This is a genomic window from Natronorubrum sediminis, assembly GCF_900108095.1.
GTDB lineage: Archaea > Halobacteriota > Halobacteria > Halobacteriales > Natrialbaceae > Natronorubrum > Natronorubrum sediminis.
The window spans coordinates 102521-121419 of the sequence record NZ_FNWL01000001.1; the positions used below are offsets into that span (position 1 = coordinate 102521).

Below are 18899 nucleotides of genomic sequence, written 5' to 3' on the forward strand. Positions count from 1 at the left end.
CTGACTTACACCCCACAGTAGGACGCGTGCGCCGTCGAATTACCCGGTTGAGTTCTACTCGGTTGATGGTTCTTCGTCGACTTCCCACTCGAGCGTGACCGTTACTTCTTCACGCGGTCCACCGAGCATCGGCGAGCGCTCTTCGACTTCGATCTTGTACTCGAGTTCCGGTGCCGGTGTGAGCGACAGCGTCTTGTTTCCGACGCGAACGTTGGCCGTGCCATCACGTCGGAGTTCTCGAGCGAGTTCCTGAACGAGGTCGGCCGCTCGTTCCCGTGAGACATCCTCCGTCGTGTTGGTTTTCTCTGCCATGGCCAAACGGCCACCGAGTGAACATAAATAGATTGGCTGCGAATCGGCAGGCCGGGCGTCGATCGTCATCGCCGTCGAAGCGAGGTATCAGGACCCAAGAGACTGATCGCCGTCGAACGGAGCGGGGCATTCGAACCGTGTCCGGCGACCCGAAATCGTGCTATGCACTCGGCGGATCGGGTTCGTTCTCGAGCAGCGACCGAATGTACGTCCCGACGTGGTCATCCATGCGGCGTTTGTAGCCGGCTTGTCTGGCGAGTCGGTCGAGTTCTCGAGCGACGAGACTGCCGTATTGGACGGCCTTTTTCTCACGGTCGACGACGTCTGCGGGGAGGTGCGATCTGGAGACGCGACGGAGGGCCCGTTTCCGTTCGGTTTCGTCCGCGAGTAGTTCGTCCGGAAGCCGAAGGGCGGCGTCGACCACGGTGTCGTGTAACAGGGGGGCGACGGGGTCGAGTCCGGTCGCTTCGATGGCGTGAACGTCTCGTGGAAGCTGTGCCGGCAACGTCTCGATTCCCTCGCGGACGGCACCCCGAACCGTGTTCGCCTCGACGCGGTGATCGAGACGGACGACTTTCTCGTAGCCGCCGAACAGTTCGTCGGCACCCTGGCCGACTGCGAGGGCGTCGAAGCCGTCGGCGGCGACACGCTCGCCAACGAGGTACAACGGCAGGGCGATCTGAACGTCCATCGCGTTCGTCCGTCCCGTCGCTCGAGCGACCTCGGGGACGGCGCGCTCGAGGTCTGTAGGCTCGAGTTCGACGACGGTGAGCTCCCGCCCCATCGCTCGTGCAGCGCTTCGGGCGGCCTCGACGTCGTGACTGTCGGGAAAGCCGACGACGTACAGCGGCGCATCGAGCACGGCGGCGACGAGCGCCGAATCGACACCACCGGAAAACGCGACGGCGATGTCTCTGTCGTCGGTGTCGACGGCGTCAGCCGCGGTTTCGATCGCCGTCTCGAGTCGTGTGAGTGCTCTCGAGTGATTCGATTCGGGTGTCGGCTCAGGGAGGTCGAAGTACTGCTCTGGAGTCGCGTCCGGGTCGTCGAGTGCGAGCGTCGATCCCGCCGGAAGAAGCGTCGGATTTTCGAGTGCTGTGGGTTCGAACGCCCATTTTGTCGAGGTCTCTGCTGAGGGCTCTGCCGTGGGCATCGAGTTTGTACGGGCGGATGCAGACTCGACGTACAACGGCTCGCGTCCAAGCACGTCTCGAACGACTATCCCGTCGAGTTCACCGGCGAAGCCGGTCGTTCCGGGGAGGGCGTCATCGCTCGAGAGTGCCGCCCGAACCGTCTCTCTGGTGGCACCACGGAACGTCTCGGTGTCGCTTGCGCAGTCGCTCATTGGAACAATCCTAACACCGAATTTCGAACGCGTCGGGTCACGCCGCCGGCGGCCTGTCGAAAGCTGATATGCCACGGCGTTCGTTTGCCTTCGACGGTCGTTTTACCCTCACGGATCGCCTCGAGTATCGCGTCGGCGGAGCGTTCATCGGCGTCGACGCGGGTGATGGCCTGGCCGACCATTTCGCTGATGTGGGCGTCACTGCCCGCTGTCATCGGCATGTCTCGCGTGTTCGCGAAGCGTTCGGCCTGCCGATTCGCTCGGCCGGTGAGCAATCGAGAGTTGTAGACCTCGATCGCATCGCCCTTGGCGAGTTGATCGCGCGTGACGCGAGCGATCACACCGTGGCGAGACTCCTGGAATGGGTGGGGAATAACGGCGAGTCCATCCTGTTCCCAGATGGCCTCGAGCGTGGTTTCGTAGGAGAGGCCGGGAGGGACGGCTTCCTCGAGCCCGAAGCCGAGGATGTGGCCCGCTTTGCTCGAGATTTCCATGGCGGGAATGCCGACCAGGCCGTACTCGGGGGCCCGTTCGGCCGCGTCGAGGCTAGCGTCGATTTCGTCGTGGTCGGTCACTGCGATCGCGTCGAGACCCACGGCTTCGGCCTGTTCTAAGATCAGTTCGACCGAGTCTCGGCCGTCGTACGACAGCGACGAGTGAGCGTGGAGTTCAACCGACAGCACGTGTATGTTGCACGATTCGGGCGGAGCGATCAAAAGCACCTCGGTACGCGAACGTTCACTCGCGCTACCGACAGGACGGTCGTCTCGACTGCATCACGAAGGAGTTGCGCCCGGGGACCGCCGTCGGGCCGATCGGTTTCGGCGGTGGACGAGTGACGCGATTACTCGTCCGTCTCGAGTTCGACCAACTCGAGCGATCGGTCGAGATGGCAGACGTCGTGTGGTGCGTCGCCGTGAATTTCTTTGATCCGGTACTCCTCGTCGAACTCGAGGCCATCGGGTTCACAGAACTCGTGGGAGGGACACTCGACGTACGGACACGGTCCGGAGAGACTCGCCTTGCTGCCGGCGAATGCCCCCTTGGATGGGATGGTTGCGCGGACCGACGCGGGTTCGACTTCGACGGCGCGAACACCCCCGTCGTGCATCGCACACTCCAGAGTCTGTGCGTTCTCTCGGATGGCCGTGACGCGGTACTTCGTCTCCGGCTGGAGGTTCAAACACTGGCTTCGGTACGGACAGCCCGCACAGCCATCGGCTTCGCCGTGATAGACGAATTCGGTTCCCGGCTCGGCGAGGCGGGTTCCGAGGAGGGTAACGGTCGACATACGTCGTCGTTAGTGGTGGTCGCGGTTAAGACTCACGTCCCCTCGCCGCACGCGGCTGGGTCGATAACGGACTGTCTCGACGGTCGAATCCGCTCTGTGGGCGGATTATTGTTCGCCGACGAGTTCGTCTAACCGTTCGAAGTACGTCTCTCGAGGAACCTGATACAACTCGCGGTAGTCGACGTCTCCGTCGTCGAATTCCGTGGCGAGCGCAAGCGTGTACTCGAGGGCGTCGTTTCTGTTCGCGAACCGTTCCGTCGTCGCCGAGACGTCGGGCTCGAGGTAGAGGGTGACGTACCAATCGTCGTCGGCGTGATTAGCTGGGTTGGTTCCGGGGCGTCGGGTCCGTGCGCCGTGGGTGAGGTACAGCGTCGGGAGGCAGGCCGGCGGAAAGTCGTCGCCGTTGAATACGTCGGGTCGGTACGCAAGGACGAGTCGGCCGTCGTCCCCGCGATTCCAGACGTTCCACTCGGAAGGGAGCGACGTGAGTGGCGTCTCCGAATCCTCCGCCGATGGCGAGTTCGTCATTAGTGGCCGTACGCGCGCCCCGCCTAAATTCTCGTCGTCGAGTCGTGAACACCTGTACTCGAGTCGTGAGCGCCGGCACCGACGACAGCGGCCGCGTCGAGCGCGCGCGACCGATTCCGGCAGTTGCAGGGAGATAACTTATTCGTCGAATTGGCAAACTGTCCGTATGGTGGCAGAAAATGCGGTATAATTCGACACTACCGACAGGGAAATATATTCTGGTAAATACCTTTTGGGGCCAAAGCTAAGTACCTGGATTACTCACTCATTAAATACTATCGGTATCCGCTCACCGGACCGATCCACTCTGCGCTCGTCCCCGACGCAGCGTCGTTCGAAGCAACACGTGCTTCGTGTACGATGTCGAGTGGTACAAGAAAACACATGACACGACACGGTAGCCCCTCGGTGCAGTGCTCCCCGCTCCCAGCCCACGTCGCTCGAGGAGCGAGTAGAGAACGGACGCGATGTGTTGTCGCCGGTGAGGCGACCGAGCGGACCCGGACGAATCGGTTCCGTCGAAACCGATGGCAACCGCCACCGACTCCGAGCACTCGGCGCGAGGAGAGCCGATGCAGACGGGGGAGAGAACAACTGGCAATGATACCATGACCGGCGATATCGAGACACTCGAGACGCTCAGCACGGATTACAAGGAATCGATGCCCGAAGACCTGCGGGAAACCAAGCCCTTCGATTGGTACCTCGGGGAGTGTTACGACGATCCACAGATCACTCGGAACGCTCACCAGCGGGTCGCGGACATGTTCGACTACTACGGCACGACGTACGACGAGACCGAAGGTGTCGTCGAGTACCAACTCGCCAGCGAAGATCCACTGGGCGACGGTGAGAACACGTTCTACGGAAACGTCATCCACCACTCGATTCACGAGTTCGTGAACAAGGTCAAATCGGGTGCCCGCCGATTGGGTCCCGAGCGTCGAATCAAGTTGCTGCTCGGCCCCGTCGGCTCCGGGAAGTCACACTTCGACAAGCAAGTCCGCAAGTACTTCGAAGATTACACCCTCCGCGAAGCGGGCCGAATGTACACATTCCGGTGGACGAACCTCTGTGACGTCATCGTCGATCAAGACCCCGCCGACGACGTCGTCCGTTCGCCGATGAATCAGGACCCACTCGTCCTCTTGCCACTCGAGCAACGCCAGCGGGTGATCGACGATCTGAACGAACGACTCGACGCACCCTACACGATCCAGAACGAGCAGGCGCTCGATCCGGAAAGCGAGTTCTACCTGGATAAACTGCTGGCATACTACGACGACGACCTCCAGCAGGTACTCGAGAATCACGTCGAGATCGTCCGTCTCGTCGCCGACGAGAACAAACGACAGGGCCTCGAGACGTTCGAGCCAAAGGACAAGAAGAACCAGGACGAGACGGAACTGACGGGCGACGTCAACTACTCGAAGATCGCCATCTACGGGGAAAGCGACCCGCGCGCGTTCGATTACTCGGGGGCGTTCTGTAACGCGAACCGGGGCATCTTCTCCGGCGAGGAGTTGCTGAAGCTTCAACGGGAGTTCCTCTACGACTTCCTGCACGCGACACAAGAGCAGACGATCAAACCGAAGAACAATCCTCGGATCGACATCGACCAGGTGATCGTCGGGCGAACGAACATGCCCGAGTACAAGGATAAGAAGGGCGACGAGAAGATGGAGGCGTTCAACGACCGCACCAAGCGGATCGACTTCCCCTACGTCCTCAGCTACGAGGACGAAGCCAGTATCTACGAGAAGATGCTGAACAACGCCGACGTCCCGGACATCAACGTCGAACCACACACTCTCGAGATGGCGGGGCTCTTCGGCGTCCTCACGCGAGTCGAAGAGCCAGACACCGAGACGGTCGATCTGCTCTCGAAGGCGAAGGCCTACAACGGGGAAATCGACGAAGGCGACGACATCGACAGCAAGAAGCTCCGCGAGGAAGCCGAACAGAAGGCCGAGATTGGCGAAGGGATGGTCGGCGTCTCGCCCCGGTTCATCGGGGACGAGATCGCCGAGGCGATCATGGACTCCAAACATCGCAGCCGGGGCTTCCTCTCGCCGCTGACGGTGTTCAACTTCTTCGAGGAGAACTTAGAGCACCACGGCTCGATTCCCGAGGAGAACTTCGAGCAGTACTACCGCTACCTCGAGACGGTTCGCGAGGAGTACAAGGAGCGAGCCATCGAGGACGTTCGCCACGCGCTGGCCTACGACATCGACGAGATCCAGCGCCAGGGCGAGAAGTACATGGACCACGTGATGGCCTACATCGACGACGACACCATCGAGGACAGCCTCACGGGCCGCGAGCAAGAACCGGACGAAACCTTCCTCCGTAGCGTCGAGGAGAAACTCGACGTGCCAGAAGACCGGAAGGAAGACTTCCGTCAGGAGGTGTCGAATTGGGTCTCTCGTCGCGCACGCGAAGGAGAGGCATTTAACCCACAGGACAACGAGCGCCTGCGCCGCGCACTCGAGCGCAAACTCTGGGAGGACAAGAAACACAACATCAACTTCTCCGCGCTGGTGAGCGCCAACGAGTTCGACGACGACGAGCGTTCGGCGTGGATCGACGCGCTGATCGAACAGGGCTACTCCGAGGGCGGCGCGAAGGAAGTACTCGAGTTCGCCGGCGCGGAGGTCGCCAAAGCAGAGATGGAAGACTAACATGACCGGCAACGACTACGTCACCGAGGCCGACCGCGCGTTAGAAGAGACCTACGAGGAGCCGATGGGTCTCGCGGCGTACGTCGATCGGATCTTCGAAAACCCGACGATCGCCTCTCACGCCTCGAAGTACCTGCTCGAGGCGATCGAAGCCGCGGGTACCCGTACCGTCGTCGAGGAGGGCGAGGAGAACGAACGCTACCGGTTCTTCGACGATCCGCACAACGACGGTGAGCACGCCATCCTCGGGAACACCGAGGTGCTCAATCGGTTCGTCGACGACCTCCGATCCATCGCGGCTGGCCGAGCGAAAGACGAGAAGATCATCTGGTTCGAGGGGCCGACCGCGACCGGCAAGTCCGAACTCAAACGCTGTCTGGTCAACGGCCTGCGGGAGTACTCGAAGACGCCAGAAGGTCGTCGGTACACGGTCGAGTGGAACGTCGTCTCGGGCGAGGCCGACGAGCGCGGCCTGAGCTACGGCGGCGACCCTTCGGCGGGGGACGAGCAGTACTGGTACGAGAGTCCCGTCCAGACACATCCGCTGTCGGTGTTTCCCGAGGAAATTCGAACCGGCCTCCTCGCCGACCTGAACGAACGAATCGAGGACCACGTTCCGATACGCGTCGACACCGCCCTCGATCCGTTCTCTCGAGAGGCCTACGACTACCTCGAGGAACGGTACCGGCGAGCGGGTGAAGACGCCCTGTTCTCTGCGATCACCGACGAGGATCACCTGCGAGTGAAGAACTACGTCGTCGACGTGGGTCAGGGCGTCGGCGTCCTTCACTCCGAAGACGAGGGGCTACCCAAGGAGCGACTCGTCGGCTCGTGGATGCACGGCATGGTCCAAGAGTTAGACTCCCGCGGGCGAAAGAATCCGCAGGCGTTCAGCTACGACGGCGTCCTTTCCCAGGGCAACGGCGTGCTCACGATCGTCGAGGACGCGGCCCAACACGCCGACTTGCTCCAGAAACTGCTGAACGTCCCCGACGAGCAGTCGGTCAAGCTAGACAAGGGAATCGGGATGGACGTCGATACGCAGATGCTCATCATCTCGAACCCCGACCTCGAGGCCCAACTCAATCAACACGCGGATAGAAACGGAATGGACCCGCTCAAGGCGCTCAAACGCCGCCTCGACAAACACCAGTTTGGCTACCTGACGAACCTGAGTCTCGAGTGTGAACTCATCCACCGCGAGTTGACCAACGAAACCGAAATCTGGGACGCTGAGGGCTACGACGAACTCGAGGAGCGGATTCGAGAGCCGGTGACGGTGACGCTCAAAGATCAGGACGGGCAGACGCGAATAGAGGAGTTCGCACCGCACGCGATCGAGGCGGCCGCACTGTACGCGGTCGCGACGCGACTCGACGAGGAGAACCTCCCCAACGGCCTGGACCTGGTCGACAAGGCGTTGATCTACGATCAGGGGTACCTCCAGGAAGGCGATACCCGCCGGGAGAAAGAAGACTTCGACTTCGACGACGATAACCACGACGGCGAGCACGGAATCCCGGTCACGTACACGAGGGACACCCTCGCCGAACTCGTCCAGACCGAACGGGACCGCCACCATCCCGAATTCCCCGTCGAGAACGTCGTCATGCCTCGAGACGTGTTGAACACGATGGCCGAAGGGCTCTCCGACGCCCCCGTCTTCTCGACGGGCGAGCGTTCGGAGTTCGAAAATCGAATCGTGCCGGTGAAAAATTACATCTTCGACAGACAAGAGAGCGACGTCATCGAGGCCATCATGTACGACAAACGCGTCGACGAGGAGACCGTCGCCGAGTACGTCGAACAGGTCTACGCCTGGGAGACTGACGAACCCCTACAGAACGACCGCGGCGAACGCGTCGAGCCCGATCCGTTGAAGATGAAACTCTTCGAGATCGAACACCTCGGTCGGTTCTCGGAGGCAGAATACGAGGGGAACTTGCCTCGAGAGAGCGTTCGAAACTTCCGTCGCGAGAAGGTCATCACGTCGCTCAATCGGCACGCGTGGGAGCACCGCGACGAGGACTTCGCCGTCGAGGACGTCGATCTCACGGCGATTCCGGTGATCAAGTCGGTCCTCGAAAGCCACGATTGGGAGGACGTGCGCCGAACCTTCGAGGACTTCGATCCGCGACAGTGGGATGACCCACCGAGCGGGACGGAGACGGCAGCGATCAAAGCCCAAACGATCGAGACGATGGTCGACCAGTTCGCGTACTCCCCCGCGTCGGCCGAGTTGACCAGCAGACACGTTATGGGACAGGTGAGCTACCGATGGGACTGAGAGACGACCTCGAGCGATTCCGTGAAGTGGGTGAAAAGCGCCGCGAAGATCTGGCCGACTTCATCCAGTACGGCGACCTCGCCGGCGGGAAGGAGTCGATCCAGATTCCGGTGAAAATCGTCTCCCTACCCGAATTCGAGTACGACCAATTCGACAAGGGCGGCATCGGTCAGGGAGACGGCGACACGCCCGACGTGGGACAGCCGGTCGGCCAGCCACAGCCACAACCGGGTGACGACGACGGTGACGACGGCGAACCCGGCGAGGAAGGCAGCGAGCACGAGTACTACGAGATGGACCCCGAGGAGTTCGCCCAGGAACTCGACGAGGAGTTGGGTCTCGACTTAGATCCGAAGGGGAAGACGGTCGTCGAGGAGAAGGAAGGCCCCTTCACGGACATGACCCGAACGGGCCCCGACAGTACGCTCGACTTCGAGCGGATGTTCAAGGAGGGCCTCAAGCGAAAACTCGCGATGGACTTCGACGAGGAGTTCCTTCGGGAAGTCTGCAAGGTCGAGGGAATCACGCCTCGAGCGGTCTTCGAGTGGGCACGCGGCGAAAGCCTCCCCGTCTCGATGGCCTGGATCGAGGAGGCCTACAGCGAGGTTCCCGACGACGAGCGTGGAACGTGGGCCTCTATCGAAGAACTCGAGGCGAACGTCGAGCGCGAGAGCGTCCAGCAGAAGATTCGCCGTGAAGGGATCAAGCACGTCCCGTTCCGACGCGAGGACGAACGCTACCGCTACCCCGAGATCATCGAGGAGAAAGAGAAGAACGTCGTCGTGGTCAACATCCGCGACGTCTCGGGTTCGATGCGCGAGAAGAAACGCGAACTCGTCGAGCGAACGTTCACGCCGCTAGATTGGTACCTGCAGGGCAAGTACGACAACGCCGAGTTCGTCTACATCGCCCACGACGCGGAAGCCTGGGCCGTCGAGCGCGACGACTTCTTTGGCATCCGAAGCGGCGGCGGGACGAAAATCTCGAGCGCGTACGAACTCGCGAACGAGTTGCTCGAGGAGTACCCCTGGAGCGACTGGAATCGCTACGTCTTCGCCGCGGGTGACTCCGAGAACTCGAGTAACGACACGGGGGAACGAGTTATTCCGTTGATGGAGGAAATCGACGCGAACCTCCACGCCTACGTCGAGACCCAACCTTCGGGCAACGCGATCAACGCGACCCACGCCGAGGAACTCGAGCGACACTTCGGCACCGATGCGGACGACGTGGCGGTAGCGTACGTCAACAGCAAAGACGACGTGACCGACGCGATTTACGAAATTCTCTCGACGGAGAGTGAGGGCGATGACTGAGAGCGGACTAGCACGACACAACCACAGTGGTGTCCATGAGTAAGACAAACTCCAACGCGGATCGCTTCCGCAAACAGGCGATCGCGAGCGACCTCGAGGAACCGGTTTCGGAAGCCAGAAACTTGGCCGAAAAACTCGGCCTCGAGCCGTATCCGGTCAAGTACTGGATCATCGATTACGACGAGATGAACGAACTCATCGCCTACGGGGGGTTCCAGAACCGGTACCCACACTGGCGCTGGGGGATGCAGTACGACCGACAGCAAAAGCAAGGCCAGTACGGCGGCGGCAAGGCCTTCGAGATCGTCAACAACGACAATCCAGCCCACGCGTTCCTCCAGGAGTCGAACACGATCGCGGACCAGAAGGCCGTCATCACCCACGTCGAAGCCCATTCCGATTTCTTCGCGAACAACGAGTGGTTCGGACTGTTCACCAGCGGCCGAACAGACGAACAGGTCAACGCTGCGGCGATGTTGGCCCGGCACGCGCGTGCCATCGACGAGTACATGGCCGACCCCGACATCGACCGCGCGGAAGTCGAAAAGTGGATCGACCACTGTCTCTCCCTCGAGGACAACATCGACCAACACCAGGTCTTCGTGCGTCGACTCGAGGTAGACGGACCGACGGATGACCTCGAGGACCTCGACGACGACCTCGCGGAGAAGGTGGCCGAACTCGACCTCTCCGAGGAGATCAAAGGCGAGGTGTTCGACAAGGAGTGGCTCGAAAAACTCGAGGCGGGCGAGGAGTCCGTGACGTTCCCCGAAGAGCCCCAAAAGGATATACTCGCGTTCGTTCGCGAACACGGGAAACAGTACGACGGCGAGGCGGGTCGCGCCCTCGAGATGACCGAGTGGCAACGCGACATCCTGGATATGATGCGCGCCGAGGCGTACTACTTCGCCGCCCAGAAGATGACGAAGGTGATGAACGAGGGGTGGGCCGCTTACTGGGAGTCGACGATGATGACCGACGAGGGTTTTGCCGGCGACGACGAGTTCCTGAACTACGCCGACCACATGGCCAAGGTGTTGGCTTCCGGCGGGCTCAATCCTTACAGCCTCGGCATGGAGCTCTGGGAGTACGTCGAGAACCGAACGAACCGACGCGAGGTGCTCGAGCACCTGCTTCGAATCGAGGGCGTCTCGTGGCGGAACCTGATGGACGTCGTCGACTTCGACGAGGTTCGGGACGCGCTCGAGCCACCAGCGCCACTCGCGACGATCACGCCGGAGACGATCGAGGAACTCGCGGACGTTCCAGACGAATACGTCGACCACGACGCACTCGAGGCGGCACGGGCGGGTGAAATCGACGTCGAGCGCTATCCCTGGAAGGTGCTCACCACCGAGGGGTTGGCCCGACGCCACTACTCGCTGCTCAAGCGCCAACATCGCGGCTTCCTGACTCGAGTCAGTCAGAACGATGTGGAGCAGATCGGTCGCTACCTCTTCGACGACGCTCGGTACGAGTCCGTCGAGGAGGCGCTCGCGGACGTCGACTTCTCGGCCGGCTGGAATCGGATGTACGACATTCGCGAGAGCCACAACGACGTGACGTTCCTCGACGAATTCCTCACGGAGGAGTTCATCACGGAGAACAACTACTTCACGTACGAACACTCGAAGGCGACCGGGCAGTACCACGTCGCGAGCGACGCCGCCGAGGACGTCAAGAAGAAGCTCCTGTTGCAGTTCACCAACTTCGGCAAGCCGACGATCGCGGTCTACGACGGCAATTACAACAACGCGAACGAACTGCTCCTTGGCCACCAGTACAACGGCGTGATGCTCGATCTCGGGAAGGCTCGAGAAACCCTCAAGCGGATCTTCGAACTGTGGGGTCGTCCGGTGAACGTACAGACGATCGTCAAGGAGGTCAACGAACACGACGTCGAAGTGGCGAAACGACGGAACCGAGAGCCAGAGCCAGAAGAGCAAGGCAAGTTGCTTCGCTACGACGGCGAGGAGATAACCGTCGAGGACCTCCCCTGGGAGGAAGTCGATCATCTCGCTGCAGACGACGTCGACTACGATACGAAACCGGACGAGTGGCTCGCGTAGTGGATGTTTTCGCCACCCTAGACGCGAAGTAAACACTCGGAACGCTTTTGACCCTAATTACCAATACTGAGAACAGCATGGATGGGGAAGGGGTTGGATCACTCGACCAGCGACAAGCCGCTGGCTCGCCGTTCGACGTGCCGGCCATTCTCGCACAGCTAGATAGACGCGATCCGGCCGAACAACGCGTCGCGGTCGAAACGATTCGAGAGACGATTGCGGACGAACCCCGCGCCTGCGTCCCGACGGTCCCGAAACTCAGAGCACTCCTCGAGCAAGACCCACTCGAGTACCACGAGACGGTCGCGTACTGTCTCGCCGAACTCGCAGCGGAGTTTCCAGCAGACGTCGCACCGTCCGTCGCGGAACTCGTTACCTTCGCCAGCGAGCATCCGACCCAGTCCGCGACGGGGGAGGTACTTCGCTGTCTCGAGGCGGTCGCACGCGAACAGCCAGCGACTGTCTCCGACTACGTGGCATCGATAGCCAAGGTGATCGACGAGCGACCCGGATACGACGAGTGGGGGCTCCGTCTCCTACAGCACGTTTCTCACTCGAACCCGGTTGCAACCACATCAGCGGTCCCGGTTCTCCTGGATGCCCTCGAAGCGGACTCAGAAGCGACCGGAACGCAGGTCCTTCCGGTATTCGGTCGACTCGCACGCGCGGGTCGATTATCATCAGCGTGTGAATCGGCCGAAATGGACTCGAGTTTCGAGTCGCTCCTCGAGGAGACAACCCAACTCCTCGACCACGACGTGGATGCGCTCAGACGAAACGCGATCGGCTGTCTGGCTGACGTCGCCACCCACTCTCCGACTGCTGTCACGCCACCCTCACCCGCGCTCGTGGGTGCACTCGACTCGACTGACCCACAGACACGGGCGAACGCGGCCGTCGTCTTCGCTCGCGTCGCGATGGAGACGAACGTAATTCCCGAGAACGCACGCGAGCCACTGATCGGCGCACTCGCCACCGATCACGAGCGTGTCCGGGCGAACGCGTGTGTCGCACTCGGCTACGGTCGCGTCGAAACCGCGAGTGATCGACTCGAGACGTTGGCAGACGACGACCCGGAACCGAGTGTTCGCGAACGAGCCGAGTGGGCCCTCGAGCGACTCTCCTGAAACGATCGTCGGTCGACGCCGTGAGCGAAACTGGATAGGGAGTCCGTCGCGTGGTCTCACGTATGGGTATCGAGACGATCACTATCGAGACCGACGCTCGATTGACGACGGTCGACGTGACCGATCAGATCGCGAGCGTCGTCCCAGACGACCTCGAGTCCGGGACGGTCACGGCGTTCGTCGCGCATACGACGGCTGGACTCCTCGTCCAGGAGAACGAACCGCGATTGCGAGAAGACATCGAAGACTTTCTGAGCGACCTCGTTCCCGACGAGGGCCACGCTCACGATCGACTCGACGGGAACGCAGATTCTCATCTGAGGGCGGCGATGATCGGGCCGGACGTAACGATTCCCGTCGAAAACGGCGAGCTCGTCCTCGGCACCTGGCAGTCAATCCTGTTCGTCGAGTGTGACGGCCCGCGGACGCGTTCGCTCACGGTCGCGGTAACGCCTCACTCGGAGTGACAGCAGCGCTCTCACCTCACAAGCGATGGTTTCCCACACCGATGCCCGCCTCAAACGCGAATCGGGCGGTCTGCCGAGACGCAATCGACGCCGCGCAACTCGAGGAGTTTTGCCGTCGTCCGGCGCTCGAGCGACCACGCGTGGACCTCGAGGTCGACCGCTTTCGCTCGCGGGACGATGTTGGTCGTGAGACACCGCCAGTAGTTCGCACCGATGACGTCACAGTCCAGTTCGATCGCGGTCGTGACGGGGGTTTCGAGGTGGCGACTGGCCAGCAAGCCCGTCGGCTGCTCGCGGTCGAGTTCGCGAATTGCTCGCAGCTCCGGTATCAAAAACGAGGTCGTCACGACGCGATTGTCGACCGATTCGATCGCTTCGAGGACGTCGGCCGCGATGTCGAGTTCTTTCATCTCGAGATTGACTTCGACGCGCGAGGGCAACGCCTCGAGGAGTTCCTCGAGCGTCGGCACGCGCTCGCCGGACTCGAGAACGGTCTGGGTCTTGAGTTCCTCGAGTGACTGGTCGGCGACCACACCGACGCCGCCGGTGACGCGATCGATCGTCTCGTCGTGGATGACGACGAGTTCTCCCGACCCACACCGACGAACGTCGAACTCGACTGCATCCGCGCACTCGGCCGCAGATTGAATCGCGGCGATCGTATTTTCCGGAGCCGTCGCGGCAAATCCTCGATGTGCGATCAAACGCATTCACTGGCACAACAACGGCGACCGATTTCAGTGTCTCGCCTCGTGACAGTTCCCCCGCATTTCTGAGCACGGTCTCGAATCACGGTCGGTATCGGCAGGACCACTCAAATCCACGATCTCTCGCTCGAGACGAATCCAGGATTTCAGCTGTTTAGACGCTTGTACCAACCGGACTCGATTTCGACCCAAACGGTGTAGTAGCCACTCTTAAATGGGTGCCACATATAGTAGGGTTCAGTTACGGATCGAATGGTCTCTATTGGGTCAGGAAGGCGCGACATGGGGTGGGGGTGCACATATGACTAGTCGAACTGACGACGTAGTCGAAATCCTGCTCGTCGAAGACAATCCGGGAGATGTTCGGCTGACGAAGGAGGCGCTGATCCAGCTTTCGATCGAGACAACGACGCACGTTGCGATCGACGGCGACGAGGCACTCCAGTTTCTCTCGAGACGAAATCGGTCAGACACGGAATCGCTTCCCGATCTCGTCCTGTTAGATCTCAATTTGCCTCGAATGGGTGGACTCGAGGTACTCGAGGCGTTGGCGGACGAGTCGCTACCCGCTCGCATTCCGGTTGTCGTCCTCACGAGTTCCGACACGACGGAAGACATCGTCGAAAGTTACGAACTCGCCGCGAACGCCTACCTGACCAAACCAACGGATCCGGCCGAATACACCGAGATGGTCGAGGCGCTCGCCCACTTTTGGTTCGAACAGGCTGCACTCCCCCCGATGAGTCACTGATCGGCGTGGGGCTTCGACGCGACTGGCGACCACCCGAGCAATCATTGTTGTGGTCGTGGAAGCGGGCGTATGGCTCCGTCCGAGTTTTCAGTCGACTTCGACGAGCGGGTCGCGATCGTTACGGGTGCAAGCGGTGCACTCGGTAGTGCTGTCGTCGAGCGATTCGACGACGCGGGGGCGACCGTCTGTGCCGTCGATGTCGTCGCTCCCGACGATGAAGACAGTCACCTCGAGATCACCGACGACGTCCACTTCTACGAGGGCGATCTGACCGACGAAGCCGACGTCGAGCGCCTCGTCTCCGACATCGTCGACGATCACGGCCGGATCGACCACTTGCTCAACATCGCCGGCACCTGGCGCGGTGGCGATCCAATCGAGGACACCGACCTCGAGGAGTTCGAACTGCTCGTGAACGTCAACCTACAAACCGCGTTTTTGGCGTCGAAACACGCGCTCCCTCACCTCCAGGAGACCGAGGGATCGATCGTCAGCGTCAGTGCGCGTTCGTCACTCGAGGGTGGCGAAGGGGATGGTCCCTACCGGATTACGAAAGCCGGCATTCGGCTACTAACCGAAACCATCGCCGAGGAGAACACGGGAACCGTTCGCGCGAACGCCGTGATGCCGAGTGTGATCGACACGCCGATGAACCGCGAGATGATGTCGGATTCGGATCACGACGAGTGGGTCGATCCGGCGGACATCGCCGACGTAATGGCGTTTCTCTGTAGCGACGGGGCGTCGGTGACGAGCGGTGGCGCGGTGCCCGTCTACGGCGAAGCGTAAGCGAGCGATGGTGGCTGTGCGTTGCTCACTCAGAAACCCAGCTTCTCGTCTCGAAAAACCACAAAAGAAGGCTCGAACGCTACAGATTCGCGCTGATCCAGTCAGCGAAGTCCCCCGTCAGGAAGCCGACGTAGTCGACGATACCGAGCGCGAGGGTGATTGCCAGCACGACGACGAGCGGAATGCGAACCGCCCAGATCCACGCCGCACCAGCGGATCCGATATCGTCGACGCCTTTCGATACTTCGTCCAAGGCAGCGTCCGGGATGACCCACCCGACGAAGATGACGAGTAACAGGGCTCCGAGGACAAGCAAGACCGAATCAGCGAAGTAATCGAACAACTCGAGGAAGACGAGGTCGTACGTCACGGGAACTCCGAGTGCGAATACCGAGCCACCTGCGAGCAGTGCTGCAGGGCGACGCTCGAAGCCGTGTTCGTCCATCAGGTACGCGACGATGAACTCGAGGATACTGATCGCACTCGAGAGCGCCGCGACGGCGACGACGCCGAAGAAGAGCAACCCGAGCACGTCGGGGACCTCCGTCATCGCGTCCGCAACTGCTGTGAAGATTGCACCGATCGGCGACGCAAACAGGAGTTCACCATCTGGGTCAGGCGTTGCGGTAAGCAGAATCGGGAAGACGATCAGGCCGACCAACAGCGCGATTGCGGTATCGAACCCGATGATGATCCCGCCGTCCTTTGCGAGGTTTCGATCTTCACCGACGTAGGACGCGTAGACGATCATCACACCCATTCCGAGCGAGAGCGTGAAGAACGCCTGTCCGGCCGCGGCCGGCAGAAGCGTCGTCCAATTAGCGGCAATTTCGCTGAAATCGGGCGAGAGGTAGTACTCGTACCCATCGCTCGCACCGGGAAGGGTAGCAGCCCAGATTGCGAGTCCGACGAGCAAGACGATAAGCGATGGGACCATAACCTTGACCGCGAGTTCGATCCCCTTCCTGACCCCGAGGGCAACGATGCCGATCGTTACCAACATAAAGAGCGTGTGGAACAGAATCGAATCGAGCCCCGTCGCGACGGAGTCGAACAGCAATTCGGCCGGTATCGTATCGTCTCCGGCTTCGCCTTCGTACTGACCGACTGCATCGTCGTAGCCGTCGGTCACACCGATGATGAAGTAGCGAACGAACCAGCCCGCAACGACGCTGTAGTACGAGAGGATGACGAACGCAGTGACGAAGAACACGTATCCGACGTACTTCCACACCCCGCTGCCGAGTTCACGAAGTGCACCGACAGGATTGAGTTTGGTTCGTCGGCCGATGACGAACTCCACGAGAATCGCCGGAAATCCGATGAGGAAGATAAACAGCAGATAGACGAGGAGGAACGCCGCACCACCACCCTCACTCGTGACGAACGGGAATCGCCAAATGTTTCCTAACCCCACCGCGCTCCCCACCGCGGCGAGAATGAAGCCTGTTCTTGTTGCCCATGTCTCTCGTTGAGCCATGTCTTGCCCATTGAGAGGGGTGTTATATATAACTTTCTACGGTATTTTCCCTCGAGATAACGAGCGTCTATTTATAATTGCTGTCGGTCGTTCCACCATTTGCCACCTCGGTGGTTATTAATTGTGATGGAGTTGCGGAATCCTTTTCCAGTAGGTTCTCGCACGAGAATATATGAACCACGCAGGGGTGCATCGACCGTGACGATGGAAGATCGCATTGCGGAACTCGAGGAGCTACGCGAAGAAGCCCGTCTGGGTGGCGGAGAGGACCGAATCGAGAAACAACACGACAAGGGCAAGATGACCGCCCGCGAGCGGATCGACTACTTCCTCGACGAGGGGACGTTTACGGAGTTCGATCAGCTTCGGACCCATCAGACCAGTCAGTTCGGGATGGAAGAGAAGAAAGTTCCCGGCGACGGTGTGGTGACGGGTTACGGCGAAGTCAACGGACAGACGGTGTTCGTCTTCGCTCACGACTTCACCGTCTTCGGCGGCTCGCTCGGCGAGGTGTTCGCCGAGAAGGTCTGTAAGGTCATGGACATGGCGATGGAAGTCGGCGCACCCGTTATCGGGCTCAACGACTCCGCCGGGGCCCGCATTCAAGAGGGTGTTAAGAGCCTCGCTGGCTACACCGAAATCTTCCGCCGAAATCAGGAAGCGAGCGGGGTTATCCCCCAGATTTCTGCGACGATGGGTCCGTGTGCTGGCGGTGCCGTCTACTCGCCGGCGATCACCGACTTCATCTTCATGGTGAAAGACACGAGCCACATGTACATCACCGGGCCCGGCGTCACCCAGACCGTCACCGGTGAGGAGGTCACCCACGAGGAACTCGGCGGCGCGATGACCCACTCCGGGAAGACCGGCGTCGCCCAATTCGCCTGTGAAAGCGAAGAGCAGGCCCTCGACGATATCAAGCGGTTGCTCTCGTATCTGCCACAGAACAACGTCGAGGATCCGCCTCGCGTCGAACCGTGGGACGACCCCGACCGACGAGACGAGGAACTCAAATCGATCGTGCCGCCGAGCCCACAGAAGCCCTACGACATGGTCGACGTCATCGACAGCGTCGTCGACGAAGGCTCGTTCTTCGAAGTCGCGGACAACTTCGCGAAGGAACTCGTCGTCGGATTCGGCCGTCTCGACGGCCGTTCCGTCGGTCTCGTCGCCAATCAGCCTCGAGTGAACGCCGGAACGCTCACCGTCGACGCCTCGATGAAGGGCTCGCGATTCGTTCGCTTCTGTGACTCGTTCAACATTCCGATCGTCACGTTCGTCGACGTGCCCGGCTACATGCCCGGAACCGATCAGGAACATCGGGGCATCATCCGCCACGGTGCGAAACTGCTCTACGCGTTTGCGGAGGCAACCGTCCCACTGCTGACGGTCATTACCCGGAAGGCGTACGGCGGTGCCTACTGCGTCATGGCGTCGAAGAACCTCGGTGCCGACGTCAACTACGCCTGGCCGACCGCCGAAATCGCCGTCATGGGGCCACAGGGCGCGGTCAACATCCTCTACCGCAAGGAACTCGCCGAGTCCGACAACCCCGATGAACTCAGAGACGAACTCATCGAAGAGTACCGCGAAGAGTTCGCCAATCCGTACACGGCGACGGACAAAGGCTTCCTCGACGACGTCATCGTGCCGACCGAAACACGTCCGCGCCTGATCGACGACCTCGAGATGCTCGAGACGAAACGCGAGTCGAATCCGGACAAGAAACACGGAAACATTCCGCTGTAA

16 protein-coding genes are annotated in these 18899 nt (G+C 60.9%); 9 read left to right on the forward strand and 7 right to left on the reverse strand.

Going from position 1 to position 18899, the window contains the following annotated elements:
• Positions 1 to 54: 54 nt before the first annotated feature.
• From BLW62_RS00500 to BLW62_RS00520, 5 genes are all read right to left on the reverse strand, one after another.
• A complete protein-coding gene (locus tag BLW62_RS00500; RefSeq protein WP_090503448.1) occupies positions 55 to 312 on the reverse strand; it encodes an amphi-Trp domain-containing protein in 258 nt (85 codons plus the stop codon).
• 160 nt (positions 313 to 472) lie between these two features.
• Positions 473 to 1657, reverse strand: a complete 1185-nt coding sequence (locus BLW62_RS00505; RefSeq protein ID WP_090503452.1) for an asparagine synthase C-terminal domain-containing protein — start codon at positions 1655 to 1657, stop codon at positions 473 to 475.
• A complete protein-coding gene (locus tag BLW62_RS00510) occupies positions 1654 to 2340 on the reverse strand; it encodes a PHP domain-containing protein (protein ID WP_090503456.1) in 687 nt (228 codons plus the stop codon). Before BLW62_RS00510 ends, BLW62_RS00505 begins: the two co-directional genes overlap by 4 nt.
• A gap of 161 nt (positions 2341 to 2501) precedes the next feature.
• On the reverse strand, positions 2502 to 2948 hold the full coding sequence (locus BLW62_RS00515; RefSeq protein WP_076577929.1) for a UPF0179 family protein: 447 nt from the start codon (positions 2946 to 2948) through the stop codon (positions 2502 to 2504).
• Between the two features lie 105 nt (positions 2949 to 3053).
• The gene (locus tag BLW62_RS00520; protein ID WP_090503460.1) at positions 3054 to 3476 is read right to left on the reverse strand and encodes a DUF5820 family protein; all 423 of its coding nucleotides are present in this window, start codon (positions 3474 to 3476) and stop codon (positions 3054 to 3056) included.
• Positions 3477 to 4084: 608 nt separating this feature from the next.
• Between BLW62_RS00520 and BLW62_RS00525 the strand changes: the two genes are divergently transcribed.
• From BLW62_RS00525 to BLW62_RS00550, 6 genes are all read left to right on the forward strand, one after another.
• Entirely contained in the window at positions 4085 to 6157 is a 2073-nt protein-coding gene (locus tag BLW62_RS00525; protein ID WP_090506365.1) for a PrkA family serine protein kinase, read from the forward strand.
• A 1-nt stretch (position 6158) separates the two neighbouring features.
• Positions 6159 to 8444: a PrkA family serine protein kinase gene (locus tag BLW62_RS00530; protein ID WP_090503465.1), complete on the forward strand. Its 2286-nt coding sequence runs from the start codon at positions 6159 to 6161 to the stop codon at positions 8442 to 8444.
• The gene (locus BLW62_RS00535; protein ID WP_090503470.1) at positions 8435 to 9760 is read left to right on the forward strand and encodes a YeaH/YhbH family protein; all 1326 of its coding nucleotides are present in this window, start codon (positions 8435 to 8437) and stop codon (positions 9758 to 9760) included. The genes BLW62_RS00530 and BLW62_RS00535 overlap by 10 nt, the downstream gene beginning before the upstream one ends.
• Before the next feature lie 35 nt (positions 9761 to 9795).
• Positions 9796 to 11829, forward strand: coding sequence for a SpoVR family protein (locus tag BLW62_RS00540; RefSeq protein ID WP_090503477.1), 2034 nt, complete (start codon positions 9796 to 9798; stop codon positions 11827 to 11829).
• 77 nt (positions 11830 to 11906) lie between these two features.
• Entirely contained in the window at positions 11907 to 12956 is a 1050-nt protein-coding gene (locus BLW62_RS00545) for a HEAT repeat domain-containing protein (protein ID WP_090503481.1), read from the forward strand.
• Positions 12957 to 13018: 62 nt separating this feature from the next.
• Entirely contained in the window at positions 13019 to 13423 is a 405-nt protein-coding gene (locus tag BLW62_RS00550) for a secondary thiamine-phosphate synthase enzyme YjbQ (protein ID WP_090503485.1), read from the forward strand.
• A gap of 50 nt (positions 13424 to 13473) precedes the next feature.
• Here BLW62_RS00550 and BLW62_RS00555 read toward each other — a convergent pair whose 3' ends face one another.
• Positions 13474 to 14133 (reverse strand): glycerophosphodiester phosphodiesterase, encoded by a 660-nt coding sequence (locus tag BLW62_RS00555; protein ID WP_090503490.1) that lies wholly within the window; start codon positions 14131 to 14133, stop codon positions 13474 to 13476.
• A 298-nt stretch (positions 14134 to 14431) separates the two neighbouring features.
• Here BLW62_RS00555 and BLW62_RS00560 point away from each other — a divergent pair, with 298 nt between their 5' ends.
• Together BLW62_RS00560 and BLW62_RS00565 are read left to right on the forward strand one after the other, a co-directional pair.
• Positions 14432 to 14881, forward strand: coding sequence for a response regulator (locus BLW62_RS00560; RefSeq protein WP_090503494.1), 450 nt, complete (start codon positions 14432 to 14434; stop codon positions 14879 to 14881).
• A 69-nt stretch (positions 14882 to 14950) separates the two neighbouring features.
• Complete coding sequence (locus BLW62_RS00565) at positions 14951 to 15670, forward strand: SDR family oxidoreductase (protein WP_090503499.1); 720 nt, start codon at positions 14951 to 14953, stop codon at positions 15668 to 15670.
• Positions 15671 to 15749: 79 nt separating this feature from the next.
• On the opposite strand, the gene BLW62_RS00570 is transcribed toward BLW62_RS00565, so the two are convergent.
• On the reverse strand, positions 15750 to 17150 hold the full coding sequence (locus tag BLW62_RS00570; RefSeq protein ID WP_090503503.1) for a sodium-dependent transporter: 1401 nt from the start codon (positions 17148 to 17150) through the stop codon (positions 15750 to 15752).
• A gap of 204 nt (positions 17151 to 17354) precedes the next feature.
• On the opposite strand from BLW62_RS00570, the gene BLW62_RS00575 reads away from it, so the two are divergent.
• Positions 17355 to 18899, forward strand: coding sequence for an acyl-CoA carboxylase subunit beta (locus BLW62_RS00575; protein ID WP_090503507.1), 1545 nt, complete (start codon positions 17355 to 17357; stop codon positions 18897 to 18899).

Excerpts from the sequence above, each read along its gene's own strand:
- BLW62_RS00535 (WP_090503470.1), top strand. The coding sequence starts at position 8,435 with ATGGGACTGAGAGACGACCTCGAGCGATTCCGTGAAGTGGGTGAAAAG.
- BLW62_RS00570 (WP_090503503.1), bottom strand. The coding sequence starts at position 17,150 with ATGGCTCAACGAGAGACATGGGCAACAAGAACAGGCTTCATTCTCGCC.
- BLW62_RS00565 (WP_090503499.1), top strand. The coding sequence starts at position 14,951 with ATGGCTCCGTCCGAGTTTTCAGTCGACTTCGACGAGCGGGTCGCGATC.
- BLW62_RS00530 (WP_090503465.1), top strand. The coding sequence starts at position 6,159 with ATGACCGGCAACGACTACGTCACCGAGGCCGACCGCGCGTTAGAAGAG.
- BLW62_RS00500 (WP_090503448.1), bottom strand. The coding sequence starts at position 312 with ATGGCAGAGAAAACCAACACGACGGAGGATGTCTCACGGGAACGAGCG.
- BLW62_RS00550 (WP_090503485.1), top strand. The coding sequence starts at position 13,019 with ATGGGTATCGAGACGATCACTATCGAGACCGACGCTCGATTGACGACG.
- BLW62_RS00545 (WP_090503481.1), top strand. The coding sequence starts at position 11,907 with ATGGATGGGGAAGGGGTTGGATCACTCGACCAGCGACAAGCCGCTGGC.
- BLW62_RS00575 (WP_090503507.1), top strand. The coding sequence starts at position 17,355 with ATGGAAGATCGCATTGCGGAACTCGAGGAGCTACGCGAAGAAGCCCGT.
- BLW62_RS00505 (WP_090503452.1), bottom strand. The coding sequence starts at position 1,657 with ATGAGCGACTGCGCAAGCGACACCGAGACGTTCCGTGGTGCCACCAGA.
- BLW62_RS00515 (WP_076577929.1), bottom strand. The coding sequence starts at position 2,948 with ATGTCGACCGTTACCCTCCTCGGAACCCGCCTCGCCGAGCCGGGAACC.
- BLW62_RS00540 (WP_090503477.1), top strand. The coding sequence starts at position 9,796 with ATGAGTAAGACAAACTCCAACGCGGATCGCTTCCGCAAACAGGCGATC.
- BLW62_RS00525 (WP_090506365.1), top strand. The coding sequence starts at position 4,085 with ATGACCGGCGATATCGAGACACTCGAGACGCTCAGCACGGATTACAAG.
- BLW62_RS00520 (WP_090503460.1), bottom strand. The coding sequence starts at position 3,476 with ATGACGAACTCGCCATCGGCGGAGGATTCGGAGACGCCACTCACGTCG.
- BLW62_RS00560 (WP_090503494.1), top strand. The coding sequence starts at position 14,432 with ATGACTAGTCGAACTGACGACGTAGTCGAAATCCTGCTCGTCGAAGAC.
- BLW62_RS00555 (WP_090503490.1), bottom strand. The coding sequence starts at position 14,133 with ATGCGTTTGATCGCACATCGAGGATTTGCCGCGACGGCTCCGGAAAAT.